Origin of the sequence: Streptomyces maremycinicus (genome assembly GCF_001184025.1) — a bacterium.
Taxonomy (GTDB): Bacteria; Actinomycetota; Actinomycetes; order Streptomycetales; family Streptomycetaceae; genus Streptomyces; species Streptomyces maremycinicus.
In genome coordinates this window covers 126,597-140,657 of sequence record NZ_BBYG01000014.1, presented here as the reverse complement: position 1 = coordinate 140,657, position 14,061 = coordinate 126,597, and the positions used below count along the sequence as shown (strand labels likewise).

The following is a 14,061-nucleotide window of genomic DNA, read 5'->3' as shown; positions in this document are numbered from 1 at the left end:
GCTGTGGCGCGCACGGTGTGCCGTCAGTCCCGCACGAGCTGCGGCTCGCGGGCGTGCCGGTTGGCCGGCACGGGCAGTCCGAGGTTGCCGCGCAGGGTGTCGGCCGCGTACTCGGTGCGGAACAGGCCCCGCTGCTGGAGGATCGGCACCACTCCGTCGACGAAGAGGGCCAGTTCGTCCTCGGTGCGGAAGGCGAGGTTGATGCCGTCGAAGGTCCCGGCGTCGAACCACCGCTCGATGGTGTCGGCCACCGTGCGCGGATCACCCACGAACGGCGACTGCCGGAACTGGTTCACGGAGTCCGCCACTTGACGCAAAGTCAGGTTCTCGGCACGGGCCCGCTCGATGAGCTTCGCCGCGCCGGTGCGGCCGCCCTTCTCGGCGAGGTGCGCGACATCGGGGAAGGGCGCGTCCAGATCGTGCACGCTGAAGTCGTAGGCCCCGAAGGAGCGGCCCAGCAGGGCGAGGTTGCGGTCGAAGTCGTTGTCCTCCTCGAAGATCTCCCGCTCGCGGCGGCGGGCCGCCTCGTCGGTGGCGGCGACGACCGGGCCGCCGTGGATGAAGATCTTGATGTGGTCGGGGTCGCGGCCGTAGGAGGCGGTGCGCTTCTTGATGTCGGTGTAGTACTCCCGTGCCTGCTCCAGGGTGCCGCCGGGCGCGTAGATGCCCTCGGCGACCCGGGCGGCGAGATCGCGGCCCTCCTCAGACACCCCGGCCTGGAAGATCACCGGCTGGCCCTGCGGGGAGCGGGAGAGGTTGAGCGGTCCTGCCACCCTGAAGTGCTCTCCCACGTGGTCGAGTTCGTGGAGCTTGGACGGGTCCAGGAAGACGCCCCGCTCGACGTCGGCGGGGAAGGCGTCGTCCTCGTAGGAGTCCCACAGCCCGCGAGCCACCTGGACGAACTCCAGGGCGCGGCCGTAGCGGGTGGTGTAGTCGAGGTGCTCGTCCAGCCCGTAGTTGCGGGAGGTGCCGGTGTCGAAGCTGGTGACGACGTTCCATCCCGCGCGGCCGCCGCTGATGTGGTCGAGCGAGGCGAACCGGCGGGCCAGGTTGAAGGGCGAGTTGTACGTCGAGCTGGCCGTGCCGACCAGCCCGATGTGCCGGGTGTGGGTGGCGACCGCGGACAACAGGGTCAGCGGCTCCAGGCGGTTGAGGTAGTGCGCCGGGTAGGTCGCGTTGATGAACTGGCTGTCCACGATGAACAGGGCGTCGAACAGGGCGTGTTCGGCCGCCTGCGCCAGCCGGATGTAGTAACCGATGTCGATGCTGGCGTTCTTCGCGACGCGCGGGTCCTTCCACAGGCCGTGCTGGCCGGGGCCGCCGACGCCGTAGGGGTGGAGGGCGAGGTGGATCGTGCGGGACATGACTGTTCCTGTCTGTCGTGGGCTCAGGAGTGCAACAGGGTGCGCAGCGCCTCGCGTTCGGCCCGGTCGGCCGGTGCGCTGTGCAGGGTGGGCGCGGACCTGACGAGCAGGCGGGTGTAGGGGTGCCGCGGTGCGCGGATGACGTCGGCGGCCGCGCCGACCTCGACCAGTTCGCCCTGGTAGAGCACGGCGATGCGGTCGGCGACCCCGGCCACGGAGCCGAGGTCGTGCGAGATGAAGACGAGGGCGACCCCGTCGGCGCGGAGCTCCTTGAGGATCTCGAGGACCTGGACCCGGTTGGCCGAGTCCAGGGCGCTGACCGGCTCGTCCAGGATCACCAGACGCGGTTCGGTGACCAGGGCACGCGCCACCGCGACCCGCTGGCGCTGCCCGCCGGAGAGCTCGCCGGGCAGCCGGTCGAGGAGTTCCTCGCCGAGCCGGACCCGGGGGAGGAAGGCCCGTACCCGGCCGGCGGCCTCGGCGCGGGGGACGCCCTGGACGAGGAGCGGCTCGGCGAGCGAGTCCTCGATGGTGAGATCCGGGTCGAGGCTGCGCAGGGGGTCCTGGAAGACGTACTGGACCACGCCCCGGCGGCGCAGCGCGCGCCACCGGCGGGGGCCGTACGCGCCGACCTCCTCGCCGTCGACGACGATCGAGCCGGCCGAGGCGCGCACCAGGCCGAGGATCGTCCGCGCCAGCGTGGACTTGCCCGAGCCGGTCTCGCCGATGACGCCGACGGTCTCGCCGGGAGCGATGCTCAGGCTGACGTCGTGCAGGGCGCGGCGGCGTCGGCGGCGCGGTCCGTAGTGTACGTCCAGGCCCTCGACCGACAGGACAGGGGCGGCGGGCGCCCGGTGCGGATCGATGCTCACGCGTCCTCCTCGGGGGCCAGGAACCTGTCCAGCCCGTACTGCTCGTGCTCGGCGATCAGAAGCCGGGTGTACTCGTGGCGCGGGTGGTGGAGGACCTCTTGGGTCGGGCCCTGTTCCACCACCTCGCCCTGCCGCAGGACGAGGACCTCGTCGCACAGCTGGGCGACGACGGCCAGGTCGTGGGAGACCACGACGAGGGCCAGGCCGGTCCGTTCGCGCAGGTCGGCGAGGAGATCGAGGATCTCCGCCTGGACGGTGACGTCGAGCGCGGTCGTGGCCTCGTCGGCGATCAGGACGCGCGGGCCGGCGGCGATCGCCGCGGCGATGAGCACCCGCTGGAGCATGCCGCCGGACAGTTCGTAGGGGTACTGGCCGCAGACCAGCTCCGGATCCCGCAGGTGCACGGCGCGCAGCAGCTCGACAGCCCGTCGGCGTGCCGCGCGCCGCCCGGCCTTCTGCTTGACCCGGATCACCTCGGCGACCTGTGCGCCCACCCGGATCGAAGGGTTGAGGTAGGAGGCGGGGTCCTGGAAGACCGCGCTGATCGTCGAGCCCCGCAGGGAGGTCCACTCGGCGGGGGAGAAGCCGGTGATGTCCCGGCCGTCGAGTTCGATCGAACCGCCGGTGACCTCGAAGTGGGCGGGCAGGATGCCCAGGGCGGCCCGGCAGGTGAGCGTCTTCCCGCTGCCGGACTCGCCCACGATGCCCACCGTCCTGCCCGGGGTGAGATCGAAGCTCACCCCGTGGACGATCTCCCGGCCGGCGGCCCGGTCGCTGATCCGCACGTCGCGTACCGACAGCACGGGTGCCGGCGGCCGGGCCCGCCGCGCGGTGTCCTCGACGGGCGTCTGGAGCTTCTCGGACAGCGTGCTCATCACGCACCTCCGGCGGGAGCGGGGTCGGCCTTGTCGAGCCGGTTGGCGCGGGCCCGGCGGTTGTTGAGCAGCGCGCGGCCCGCCTCGCCGGACACGTCGCGGACGGCGTCGGCGAGGAGGTTGCAGGCCCAGACCGTGACCACGATCAGCAGGGCCGGCGTGAGCGGTGCCCACGGGCGGTGGCTGAGGTAGCCGAGGTCCGAGGCCAGCAGTCCGCCCCAGGTGGGATCCGGTGGCTGCACGCCGATGCCGAGGAAGGTCAGGCTGGAGACGATGACGAAGCCGACGCCGACGGTCTGCGCGAGGGCGACCGCGATGGGCGGCAGCACCTTGGCCCAGACGTGACGGCGGACGACCCAGCCGAGGGAGGCCCCGGAGACGATCGCGGCCTCCACGTACTGCGAGCGGGCCACGGCCAGCGTCGCGGCGCGGGAGACCCGGTAGAACAGCGGGGAGACCAGGACCCCGGTGACGAGCATCGCCTGGGTGATGCCGTTGCCCAGCAGGGCGACGACGGCGACGGCGAACAGCAGGAAGGGCAGGGCGACCAGGGTGTCGGCGAGCCTGAGGGTGATCCATTCGAAGGCCCGGCCCAGGTACACCGACAGGATGCCGGGGACCACCCCGACCAGCAGCGCGGTGAGCGCTACCTCCAGCGAGCCGAGCACGCTGACCCGGGAGCCGTCGAGGAGCCGGCTCAGCACGTCCCGGCCGAGGTAGTCGGTCCCCAGCCAGTGTGCGCCGGAGGCGGCGGCGAGGGTGTTGTCACTGGTCGCCAGGGGATCCTGGGGAGCCAGCAGCGGGCCGAGCGCGGCGAGGACGGCGATCACGGCCAGCACGGCCACGGCGATCCGCGCGGACGGCAGGGCCAGAACACGGCGTACCACGGTCACACCCCCCTTTGCGACGCGGGCGTCACACGCGCCAGCACCAGGTTGACGAACAGGTTGAACACCACGACCAGGACGATCGACACGACGAGGACCCCCTGCACGGCCGGTACGTCCCCGGCCTGCGCGGAGTCGTTGGCGAACCGGCCGAACCCCTGGAGACCGAAGATCCATTCCGTGACGACGGAGGCACCGACGAGGGAGGGGAACTTCAGGCCCAGGGTCGCGAGCGCCGGCCCCAGACCGTTGCGCAGCACATGGCCGAAGAAGACCCGGCGGGGGCTGAGTCCTCGCACGACGGCGCCCGTCACATAGTTCTCGCGGTAGGCCGCGACAAGAGAGGAGCGCAGCTGGCGGGCCACGTCGGCGACGACGTCGAAGCTCAACGCGACGGCGGGCAGGGTGATGTGGGCCAGCCACGGCCCCAGCCCCTGCTCGGCCGGGATGTACCCGGCGGAGGGGAACACCTTCAGCCCGACCGCGAAGACCGCGACCAGCACGATCCCGACGACGAAGGCGGGCATCACCGAGATCGCCGTGACGAAGCCGGTGATGGCGCGGTCGATCCAGGTCGTGCGGCGCAGGGCCGCGACCGTGCCGAGGGCGAAGCCCACGACCACGCCGATGAGCAGCGCGAAGGTCGCCACGGACAGGCTCACGCCGAGTCCGAGGCCGATCAGGGTGGAGATGTCGGCTCCGTTGGTCCAGCTCGTGCCGAGCTGCCCGTGCAGGACGCCGTCGAACCAGTCGCCGTACTGCACCAGGAAGGGCCGGTCGAGGCCCCACTGCGCCTCGACCCGGGCGATCGCCTCGGGCGTCGCCTCCTCGCCCAGCTGGATCCGCGCCGGGCTGAGCCCGGAGAGCGAGCGCAGCGCGAACGTCACGAACGTCGCGACCAGGAAGACGGGCACGAAGATCGCGATCGACCGGGCGAAGGTGGCCAGGACGCGGCCGAGTGTGTGCCGCGTTCTGGCCGCGGCGACCGTGCGACGGACGTCGGGTGCGGCCTGAGCCTGCGTCGTCGTCATGGGGTGCCCCCTCTCAGTGGTGGACGGCGTGTCAGCTGCCGCCGATGGTCACGCCGGTCCAGTCGATGTGGGCCGGGTTCTTCGGCAGGCCGGAGATGGACTTGCTCTTGGCGATGAGGTTGGGCTGGGAGTACGTGAACACCAGCGCCTTGCTCCGGAGACCGGCCCGGGTCGCGGCCTGGAGGACCGTCGTGTAGTCGGGCGAGTCCAGCGGGGTCTGGCGGACCTTGGCCACGGCCGCCTCGAAGCCGGCCGGCTCGTAGGGCGAGCTGAGGTTGAGCGGACCGTTGGGACCGAAGTGCGCGGTGAGGGTCTGCACCGCCGAGTCCCGCCCGGTGGTGCCGTACAGAGAGAACGTCAGGTCCTTGGCGAAGAACGGCGTCGACCAGTTCTTGTCGATCTTGATGGTGACGGTGATGCCGACCTTCGCCAGCTGCGACTGGACGATCTCCGCCTGCGGGTCCTCCGCCGGGATGACCAGGTTCAGCTTGATGGCACCGGACTTGTATCCCGCCTCGGTGAGCAGCTGCTTCGACTTAGCGGGGTCGTAGGCGTAGGCGTTCTCCGACGCGGGGTCGTAGGCCACGTATCCCTTCGGGAAGGGCTGGTCGGTCACCTCGCCGTAGCCGAACGTCAGCTTGTCGACGAACTCCTGACGGTTGATCGCGTGACGGACCGCGTCGACGACCTTGTCGTTGTCGAACGGCGCCTTGTTGATGTTGAGGCTGATGTTGGAGGCGTTGAACCCGGGCTGGACGAACACGTCCAGGCCGGCCTTCTTGGCGGCGTCCGCCTGACTGGGACGGATGTCGGCGAAGTTGTAGACGCCGGTCTGGAGACCGGAGACCACGGTGGAGGCGTCGGGGGCCGAGGTCAGCTCGACGTTGTCGATGTGGATGTTCTCGGCGTCCCAGTAGTCCGGGTTCTTCTTCAGGACCGCCTTGGTGCCCGGCACGATCTGCGTGACGACGAACGGGCCCGCGCCGACCGGGTTCTGGTCCAGCTTCTCGGGGGACTTCGCCGCCTTGGGGCTGGTGATCTGGAGGACGCGCTCGCCGAGCAGCTGGGGGATCTGGTAGTCGACCTGGCTGAGCTGGACGACGGCGTCGAGCCCGTTCGCTGTCACCGACTTGATGGAGGTCAGGTCACCGAAGAGCGCCGAGTTCTTCTGGGTCTTGGCGCGCTCGATGGCCGCCTTCACCGCGGCGGCGTCGACCGGCTCCCCGTCGCTGAACTTGAGTCCGGGACGCAGGTGGAAGGTGATCTGGTCGCCCTTCGCGTTGTACTCCCAGCTCTTGGCCAGGTCGGGCACCGCCTTGCCGCTCTCGTCGGTGCGCGTCAAGGAGGCGTACACCAGGGCGAGTTCACGGAACTGGGCGCCGCTGCCGCCGACCACCGGGTCCCAGTGGGTGGGGAAGTAGGAGGAGGTCCACTTCAGGGTGGCGTTGCCGCTCGCCGCCGCGGTGTCGCCGCCGCAGGCGCTGAGCGCCGGGACGAGGATGGTGGCGAGGGCGGTGCCCAGGGCGGCGGCGCGCAGCCTGCGGCGGTGCGGGGAGCGGAGGTTCGCGGTGGGGAGCTTCGGACCGGGGCGTTGGGGCGTGGGTCGTCCGTACATCTCAATTCTTTCGTCGAGGGCTCCGGCCGTGCCGGGGCCGCGGGCTCGAAAACCGGGGCGGTGTGCCGCGCCTCGGGACGTCGTGGTGCGCCGGAGCGGGCAGGCCCGGACGGCGCGGCGGTGGGGCCGCACGGGCATGCGGAAACTCAGGGCGTGAGACGTCGGCGGGGTCGCGGAGGAGAGCCGGGGAGGGGTGAGGAAGGCAGGCGAGGAGGCCCGAAGGGAGGCGGCGCGAGATGACGGGCACCGTGCGGACGTACGGCGGTGGGCCGATGCCGGCTCGAGCGGTCAGGCGCCTGGGGACCGCGGGTGGCGGGCGGTCAGCGACAGAGAGCGCTGCAAGTGCGCCGCAGGTCCACGTAGCGGCACACCACACCGGGGTGCGTCGTAAGCATGGTGCACATCCTGGGGTCGGCCGTCAGGGCCTGTCAATGGACACCAAAAGGTGTCTCATTCGGCGGGACGGCCTCTGAGTGCTGATCAGAGCCCTGTCGGTGCCCGCGAGACGGCGGCACGGGGCGGCGGGACGGCCGTCGCGGGCCGGCGACGGGGCAGCGCGGGACGGCTCGACGGCAGTGCGCGGCAGCGCCGGAAAGGAAGCGGCGCGCCGCGGCATCAGGAGGCGGGGGAGGAGCCGTGCCGGGTGGCCGGATGCGTGCGGGCCTCCTCGGCATGCAGCCACAGGGGGCCGCCCGCCGTCTCCACCCGGACGGCGTCCGCCGGAGGCCACGAACCTCGTGTCAGCAGGACCCGTTCGGGCCCGGTGAGGCTCCGGTAGTGCGCGAGCGCCTCCGCAGGCTCCCGCGTCGCCGGGCGGGCCGACAGCCCCGGAACCAGGGCGTCGAGCGCGGCGGTGTACTCCTCGTACGACCGCCGACCGGGCACCGCGCGCACACCGGCGGGCGAACGCAGGAGCAGCGTCGGCAGCGCGTACCGGTGCCCGCCGTCCGGCGTCTCCTTGGCGGCGCCTGGATGCGGGGAGGACCCGTCCGGCACGGACAGCACCTCACGGACCGGCCGACGTGCCTCGGCACGGTCGGCCCGCACCCGGTCCAGGACGGCCGCCGAGGCCGCGTCCGTCGCCAGCCGCTCGTGGTCCAGACCCGGCACACCCCGCGCCGCCGACAACGCGAGGGCGGGCGTGTCCGCGGGCTCACCGAGGACGAAGACGCTCTCGCGCAGCCGGCGCAGCACCCGGTCCGCCACCTCGGGCCCCTGGAGTTCGGCGGCCTTGGCGACCAGCGAGACGGGCCACGAACTCGCCGCCACCCGGCTGAGGCGGAACGCCCTGGGCGCCTGGGTGTGCCCGCTGATGTCCTCGATGTAGCGGGCGTACCAGGCGGTCTCGGCGGCCGCGTCGGGGGCCGGGTCGTCGTCGTGGTCGAAGAGGATGCAGTACACCCGACGCCAGTGGACACGGCCCGCCAGCGCCGCGCGCAGCGCGCGGAAGACGGGCTCCGAACCCCAGGCCCAGGGGCACAGCGGGTCGGTGTACTCCACCACCTCGACCGGTGCGTGAACTGCTTCGCCCGTCACGCGGCTCCCTTCCGGTCCAGCTGTCCGCCCACTCCCTCGGGCAGCAGCGCGTCGAGCGTGGTGCCGCCCAGGACGGCGGCGGCGTCCGCCTCGATACGGCGCCACACCCCGGGCAGGCCGGAAGCCGGCCCGGGATAGTCGAGCCCGTCCAGCGGCTCGCCCCGCAGGGTGATCAACTCGCCGTCCACGGCGTGCGCCACGTCGAGCAGGGTGATCTCGTCGGCGGGCCGGCCGAGCCAGTACCCGCCTTCGCAGCCGCGCTGGCTGCGCACCAGACCGGCCCTGCGCAGCTCGCCCACCACGGACTTGAGGAAACGGAACGGGATCTGCTGCGAGGAGGCGATGGCCTCACAGGTCAGAGGGCGGGCGGGTTCGCGGGCGAGCTCCAACAGGGCCCGCGTGGCGTAGTCCGCCTTCGCGGAGATATGCATGCGCACATGATGCCCGAAGAGCGGGCCGCAGCCAGGGCTTCCACGCTCTCTCCTCCTTCATTGCGGGAACATTGCCGCAGGTGAACCGCAATGGACACCTCTTGACATCCTTTTCGGTGCCGCTCTAGCGTCCGACCCATGAGCGAGCCGCTGACCACTCCCGGCGAAGGATTCCACCCTCATCTCGGTGACCGTGCGGGCCATCGGGGAACACCCCTGCGCGCCCGGCTGCATCACATCCGCGCCGGTGAACTCGACGGCGACACCGCCCAGACCGGAGGCATGCGCAGGTTCGCCGCCGTCAGCGGTACGACGGTGGGCTCCGAGAAGCTGTGGATGGGACAGACGCATGTCGCCCCCGCGACCTCGTCCTCGGACCATCACCACGGCGAGTCCGAGACCGCCATCCATGTGGTGAGCGGACACCCCGAGTTCGTCTTCCTCGACGACTCCGGCGGCACCCCGGAAGAGGTGCGGCTGCGCACCTCGCCCGGCGACTACATCTTCGTCCCCCCGTTCGTGCCGCACCGCGAGGAGAACCCGGACCCCGCCGAGGAGGCCGTGGTGGTCATCGCCCGCAGCACCCAGGAGGCGATCGTCGTCAACCTCCCGCAGCTCTACGTACTGGACCGCGAACAGCCCTGAACAGCGGCTCGACGTACTGGGTCGCGCACAGCCCTGACCAGCGGCTCTACGCACCGGGCCGCGCGCAGCGCCGTCCAGAGGCCGCGCGGGGCGGCGTACCGTGGCACGGCCCTTCAGGCGGGCTGCGGGGTGAGGCGCTTGTGGCCCCTGCGGTCGTAGTACGAGGTCATCGCGAAGCCGAAGAGGAGCCCGGCGGCCGCGCCGATCGCGATCATGGTCCAGGCGCGGGTGAGACCGGCGTCGCCGCGCGCGTCGAAGTAGAGGATGGCGCGGACGCCGTCGCTGAGCTGGCGCATGGGCTCGAAGTGCGACAGGAAGCGGTAGAACCCGGGGACGGCCTGGAGCGGAACGGTGGCGCCGGACGAGGGCAGGCCGAGCACGATGAACACGAACATGGACACGAGTTGGCCGATCCCGCCGAAGGCCGCGTTGATGGCCTGGACGCCGAGACCGACCGCGAGGGTCGCGCAGTACGAGTAGATCCACAGCAGCGGGATGTGGGTGGCGTCCATGCCAAGGACACCGACGCAGGCGAGCAGCACGAGGGAGACGCTGAGGACCGAGATGCCGGCCGTCATCGCCATCTTCAGCAGCAGGGTCTGGGTGCGGTCGATCGGCACCGTGGGCAGCCGGGTGTGCCAGGGGCCGATCTCGTTGTCCGCGTAACCGAGTGCGGTGTCGACACCGTTGCTGATGACGTTGCCGCCCATGAAGCCGGCCAGCACGAGCAGCAGCGTGTAGTAGAAGGCGCTCAGACCGAGGCCGCTGTTGTCGCCCAGGGGGTGGCCGACCTGGGTGACGACGTTCACCGGGTCGGCGAGCAGCAGCCGGGTCGTGGAGTTCGCTCCCGGGGCCGCGGCCGTCAGTTGTCTGCCGATGGACCGGGACGTCTGCTGGGCCGCCGTGGTGGTGATCCTGCTCGCGAGGGAGGAACCGAGGCTGCCCTTGGCGGGGTTGGTGAGCACGGTCATCGTGGGGCGCGCGGTCGCGTTCGCGCGGGTGAGCGCGGTGACGGAGTCGGTGAAGTCCGCGGGGATGACCAGGGCGCCGTAGACCTTGCCCGAGTTCAGTTCGTCCTGGGCCTGAGCGAGGGTCAGCTGCCGCCAGTCGGTGGTGTCGCTCGAGGTGTCCGAGGTGATGGCCGCCGCTGCCTGGGTGCCGAGGTTCTGTTCCTGTCCGGCCGGCGGCTTGCCGGTGTCGCCGTTGACCAGCGCGATCGGCAGGTCGTGCAGGTCGCGCTGCGGATTGACGATGCCGCCCATGTACAGCAGCGACAGCAGCAGGGCGAGCAGTCCGGTGAGGACCGTGGGGATCAGCCACAGCCTGGGGCGGCGCAGGAGCGCGGCGGCGCGCACTTGCGGGACGGGATCGGGGGTCGTGCCGTCGGCGGTCATGGTTCTCCGTGACGTGTCTGGGACCTGGCGGGGGTGCCCCGCTCCGGAGCCGGCCGCCGTGGGCGGCCGGCCGGGAGGAGCAGGTACGGCGGGTCGTCGCCAGTCTGGCCGTACCTCGGCCCGGGAGAGCGCAGACAGTCTGTTCGCGGGCGCGGCACCAGCCGGATGGGGCCACGTTCACCGAGCGTCGAGGTGCCGGAGTGTCGAGGTGCCGGAGCAACCAGGGGCCTGAGTGTCGCGGTGCCGGAGTATCGCCGCCGTGCCGGAGTGCCGGAGTGCCGGAGTGCCGGAGTGCCGAGGTGGCGAGGTGCCGGAGGTGTCCGACGGGTAGGCGACGGGGGACTGACGGGCCGCCAGCAGGCCCGGGTGGGCGTGCGTCCCGTCAGCCGCGGTGGCTGAGGTCGGCGGACGGCCTCGGCCGGCGCGGTCGCACCGCTTCGCTCACAGAGTGATCCAGTACCGCCGTTTGCCGCCCGCTTCGGTGGCCCGGACGTCCTCCAGCACACCGCCGTTGCGCTCGATGGTGCGGGCCGACCCGACGTTGTCGTCGTCGCAGGTGACGAGGACCTTGTCCAGGCCGAGCGCACGAGCCTCGGGCAGCACCGCCCCGAGGGCCCACGTGGCCAGACCACGTCGCCGGGCGGAGGGCCGGACGCTGTAGCCGATGTGCCCGCCGACATCGAGCAGGACGGCGTTCAGCCGGTGCCGCAGATCGATGGCTCCCAGGTAGGTGTCGCCCTCGACGATCCACCAGTGGGTGGCGTGGACGCGCTCCTCGCCCAAGGCCTCCGACGTGTCGGACTGCTGCCGCAGTTGCTCCACCCACGCCGAGAAGACGCCGGGGTCGGCGAGGTCGGCTTCGGGGGCGAGACGCAGGCCGGTCCCGGACTGATGCGCACCCGGGGGCCATTCGTCGCACGCCGACATCCAGGAGACATGGAGCCGATCGGTGGGTGTGATCAGTGCGGGCATGCGGGCGAAGGTATCACTCTCTCAACCACCGTCTGTGCTACGGCATTTCACCGGGGGCCGGGCGACGCCGTCCCGGCTCCTTCCGGCAGGCTCGGGCCGGTTCCGGTTCTTCCGGCACCCGTTGTCAGTGGTGGCTCGTAGGGTCCGGGCATGAGTGTTCCCGCTGTCGAGGACTCGTGGGCCCGTATCGACGCGTGGCTGCTGCGGCACGCGCCCGCCAGCCATGCCCTGCTGCGCCCGCCCGCGTCGCCGTCGGACATCAAGGCCGCCGAGCGGGCTCTGGGGGTCCGCTTCCACCCCGACCTGGTGGACTCGCTGTTCTGCCACGACGGCGTGGAACTCCGTTCCGGGGCACTCGTGTTGGCGCACTACGGACCGCTCGCCCGCGTCGCGGACATCGTCCAGAGCACCACGTTCCTGCGTGGTATCGGCGCCGACCTCGCGGACGACGGCATCCTCGGCGAGGACGACCACGAGGACGAGGACGACCACGAGGACGAGGACGGCGAACTCGACGCGTACTGGCACCACGACTGGCTGCTGGTCACCCTCGGAGTCGGTTGGCAGTCCTCGGACGGTCTGTTCCTCTCCTGTCGCCCAGGCCGCCACTGGGGGCGGATCGGCCGCTACTTCGACGAGGACACCCCCTCTTTCACCGGATGGGCCTCGCTGCGCCACGCACTGGCCGACCTCGCGGACGCCCTGGAACAGGGCCGCCCGTTCAACGGCCTGACACCGCTGGCTTACGAGGGCGCCCTGTTGTGGGACGTCGAGAAGACCACCGTCCCGGATCCGGTCTCACTGCTGACGTCGGCTGTCCAGTCCGCCGAACCGGAGCCGGAGCCGGAGCCGGGGTCGACGGCACCGCCCGTACCCGCCGGACCGCGGCCCGCCCCGGGCGAGCGGGTGAACGGCCCGCGCCTCACCTGGATCCGGCACCGGCCCCCGTCACCGGCGCCTCCGACCCAGCCGGATGTCGTCCTCGCGAAGCACCTCACCCCGGCGGAACTGCTGCGCCGACTGGGCGCGATACCCGACACCGTCCGCCCACGCACCCGTGACCGGGCCCGGAAAGCCGCGGACTCACCCTGGGCGGCGCACCGGCCGATGGTCCGTGCGGGCGGCGTCGGCGACTGGGCCTACGCCACCCAGGAGGGCGGTGCCGCCCAGTTCATCCGGCCGGAGGTGCTGCGTGCGGTGTCCGCGGGCACGCGCGCGGTGGCGTTGACCAGGCGGGGCCCGGAGGTCCGGCTCACGGTCACCGAGGACGGCGTACCGAGGCCCGACAGGACGCGCCATGTCCTGTCACCTCGCGAGGGCGGCAGCCGCTGGCCCGGGTCGACGGAGGCCTACGCCCGCTTCCTGGCCGACCTGCGCGAGGAGTTCGGCATCACGTACCGGCCGGACGACGACACCGGCGCGGAGCTGACGAGCTCGCTGGTTCTGCCGCTGCTGGAGGACGTCGACCGGCACACCGGCCGCCACGTCGGCATGGTCCGTGACTTCGACCTGGCCGCGCTCGTCGAGCGGACACCGGCCGCCCGGCTGCGTACGGCGATGGCCGCCCAGCTGACGCGACTGGCGGCGGAGACCCGCTTCGACGTGTACGACGAGGTGCGTGACGCACTGACCCGCCTCGCTCGGGGTGAACCGGTGGACCTCGCCCCGGACAGCCCGTTGGACCTGCGCATCCGCATGCTCACCGCCGAGACGTGGGCGACCTGCCAGGCCGTGAGCGGGCGGCGTGTCCGGCTCGACGGCGACCCGCCCGTGACGCAGGCGGACTTCAGCGCTTGGGCCCTGCGCACGGAGGCGGCCCGCGCGCTGCGGGAGTTCGCCGAAGCGGGGCCGTCGGCTGCGGCCGCGACGATTCTGCATCAGCGGATGTCCGTGCGGTGGCGGACGGAGCTGGCGGTGGACCTGGCGACAGGCCTGGCGGAGGGACCGGGGGGATGGGCCGTCCGGTCTCCGGGGGTTTGAGCGGGCCGGTGTGTCCCACCTGGGTGCAGAAGGGGATGCCCGGGTCCACGCAGGCCGCGTAGAGCGGGTGGTACAGCCGGTCGGTCGGCGGCAGCTCCCACGGCCACGGCACCGCCCGCATGCGACGAATCCCAGCTCCTCCACGACTCGCCGTAGCTCCCGCACGGCCTGTACGGGGCGGGCGAGGTCGGCCACGGCCACGCCGTGCAGCCGGCCGTCCGCCTCGGCGACGAACCCTGCCACCTCGTCATTGCTGATCAGCGCTCCGTGCGGCCCGTACCAGGCAGCGGACAGGCCGATCGGCACCCGGCACCGCACGGCTGGGCGAGCGCTTACCCGGAGAGTGACGGCGGGACGCAACGGGGGCTACCCGCAAGTAGGCGGGGACCGCGGTGCGGCATCGGGGACTTGCGCTGGAGTGCGCTCCAGGTCGTAGCGTCGCAGACACCGGGGCGGGCG

General features: G+C 71.9%; 12 protein-coding genes. 2 read left to right on the top strand and 10 right to left on the bottom strand.

Annotated features, from left to right (window positions below; all coding sequences use genetic code 11):
* Window positions 1-23: 23 nt before the first annotated feature.
* The 8 genes from AOQ37_RS18920 to AOQ37_RS18885 all read right to left on the bottom strand — a co-directional run bounded on the left by AOQ37_RS18920 (window position 24) and on the right by AOQ37_RS18885 (window position 8,611).
* Entirely contained in the window at window positions 24-1,364 is a 1,341-nt protein-coding gene (locus tag AOQ37_RS18920; protein ID WP_062645738.1) for an NtaA/DmoA family FMN-dependent monooxygenase, read from the bottom strand.
* Window positions 1,365-1,387: 23 nt separating this feature from the next.
* Entirely contained in the window at window positions 1,388-2,236 is an 849-nt protein-coding gene (locus tag AOQ37_RS18915) for an ABC transporter ATP-binding protein (protein WP_062645737.1), read from the bottom strand.
* Window positions 2,233-3,111 carry an ABC transporter ATP-binding protein gene (locus AOQ37_RS18910; protein ID WP_062645736.1) on the bottom strand — a complete coding sequence of 293 codons (879 nt, stop codon included), beginning with the start codon at window positions 3,109-3,111 and terminating at the stop codon, window positions 2,233-2,235. Before AOQ37_RS18910 ends, AOQ37_RS18915 begins: the two co-directional genes overlap by 4 nt.
* Window positions 3,111-3,998, bottom strand: a complete 888-nt coding sequence (locus AOQ37_RS18905) for an ABC transporter permease (protein ID WP_062645735.1) — start codon at window positions 3,996-3,998, stop codon at window positions 3,111-3,113. Before AOQ37_RS18905 ends, AOQ37_RS18910 begins: the two co-directional genes overlap by 1 nt.
* A 2-nt stretch (window positions 3,999-4,000) precedes the next feature.
* Entirely contained in the window at window positions 4,001-5,029 is a 1,029-nt protein-coding gene (locus AOQ37_RS18900) for an ABC transporter permease (protein WP_062645734.1), read from the bottom strand.
* 31 nt (window positions 5,030-5,060) lie between these two features.
* A complete protein-coding gene (locus tag AOQ37_RS18895; RefSeq protein WP_199825051.1) occupies window positions 5,061-6,644 on the bottom strand; it encodes an ABC transporter substrate-binding protein in 1,584 nt (527 codons plus the stop codon).
* A 615-nt stretch (window positions 6,645-7,259) separates the two neighbouring features.
* Window positions 7,260-8,180 carry a DsbA family oxidoreductase gene (locus AOQ37_RS18890; protein ID WP_062645733.1) on the bottom strand — a complete coding sequence of 307 codons (921 nt, stop codon included), beginning with the start codon at window positions 8,178-8,180 and terminating at the stop codon, window positions 7,260-7,262.
* Complete coding sequence (locus tag AOQ37_RS18885; protein ID WP_062646058.1) at window positions 8,177-8,611, bottom strand: RrF2 family transcriptional regulator; 435 nt, start codon at window positions 8,609-8,611, stop codon at window positions 8,177-8,179. Before AOQ37_RS18885 ends, AOQ37_RS18890 begins: the two co-directional genes overlap by 4 nt.
* A 138-nt stretch (window positions 8,612-8,749) precedes the next feature.
* On the opposite strand from AOQ37_RS18885, the gene AOQ37_RS18880 reads away from it, so the two are divergent.
* On the top strand, window positions 8,750-9,256 hold the full coding sequence (locus AOQ37_RS18880) for a cupin domain-containing protein (RefSeq protein ID WP_062645732.1): 507 nt from the start codon (window positions 8,750-8,752) through the stop codon (window positions 9,254-9,256).
* 113 nt (window positions 9,257-9,369) lie between these two features.
* On the opposite strand, the gene AOQ37_RS18875 is transcribed toward AOQ37_RS18880, so the two are convergent.
* Both AOQ37_RS18875 and AOQ37_RS18870 read right to left on the bottom strand, forming a co-directional pair.
* Window positions 9,370-10,650: a YhgE/Pip domain-containing protein gene (locus AOQ37_RS18875; RefSeq protein ID WP_062645731.1), complete on the bottom strand. Its 1,281-nt coding sequence runs from the start codon at window positions 10,648-10,650 to the stop codon at window positions 9,370-9,372.
* Window positions 10,651-11,091: 441 nt separating this feature from the next.
* Window positions 11,092-11,622 carry a GNAT family N-acetyltransferase gene (locus AOQ37_RS18870; RefSeq protein ID WP_062645730.1) on the bottom strand — a complete coding sequence of 177 codons (531 nt, stop codon included), beginning with the start codon at window positions 11,620-11,622 and terminating at the stop codon, window positions 11,092-11,094.
* Between the two features lie 150 nt (window positions 11,623-11,772).
* On the opposite strand from AOQ37_RS18870, the gene AOQ37_RS18865 reads away from it, so the two are divergent.
* On the top strand, window positions 11,773-13,602 hold the full coding sequence (locus tag AOQ37_RS18865) for an SMI1/KNR4 family protein (protein ID WP_062645729.1): 1,830 nt from the start codon (window positions 11,773-11,775) through the stop codon (window positions 13,600-13,602).
* Window positions 13,603-14,061 lie beyond the last annotated feature (459 nt).

Coding starts and splice junctions, on each gene's coding strand:
- AOQ37_RS18865 (WP_062645729.1), top strand. CDS start 11,773: ATGAGTGTTCCCGCTGTCGAGGACTCGTGGGCCCGTATCGACGCGTGG.
- AOQ37_RS18880 (WP_062645732.1), top strand. CDS start 8,750: ATGAGCGAGCCGCTGACCACTCCCGGCGAAGGATTCCACCCTCATCTC.
- AOQ37_RS18910 (WP_062645736.1), bottom strand. CDS start 3,111: ATGAGCACGCTGTCCGAGAAGCTCCAGACGCCCGTCGAGGACACCGCG.
- AOQ37_RS18875 (WP_062645731.1), bottom strand. CDS start 10,650: ATGACCGCCGACGGCACGACCCCCGATCCCGTCCCGCAAGTGCGCGCC.
- AOQ37_RS18920 (WP_062645738.1), bottom strand. CDS start 1,364: ATGTCCCGCACGATCCACCTCGCCCTCCACCCCTACGGCGTCGGCGGC.
- AOQ37_RS18885 (WP_062646058.1), bottom strand. CDS start 8,611: ATGCATATCTCCGCGAAGGCGGACTACGCCACGCGGGCCCTGTTGGAG.
- AOQ37_RS18870 (WP_062645730.1), bottom strand. CDS start 11,622: ATGCCCGCACTGATCACACCCACCGATCGGCTCCATGTCTCCTGGATG.
- AOQ37_RS18895 (WP_199825051.1), bottom strand. CDS start 6,644: ATGTACGGACGACCCACGCCCCAACGCCCCGGTCCGAAGCTCCCCACC.
- AOQ37_RS18900 (WP_062645734.1), bottom strand. CDS start 5,029: ATGACGACGACGCAGGCTCAGGCCGCACCCGACGTCCGTCGCACGGTC.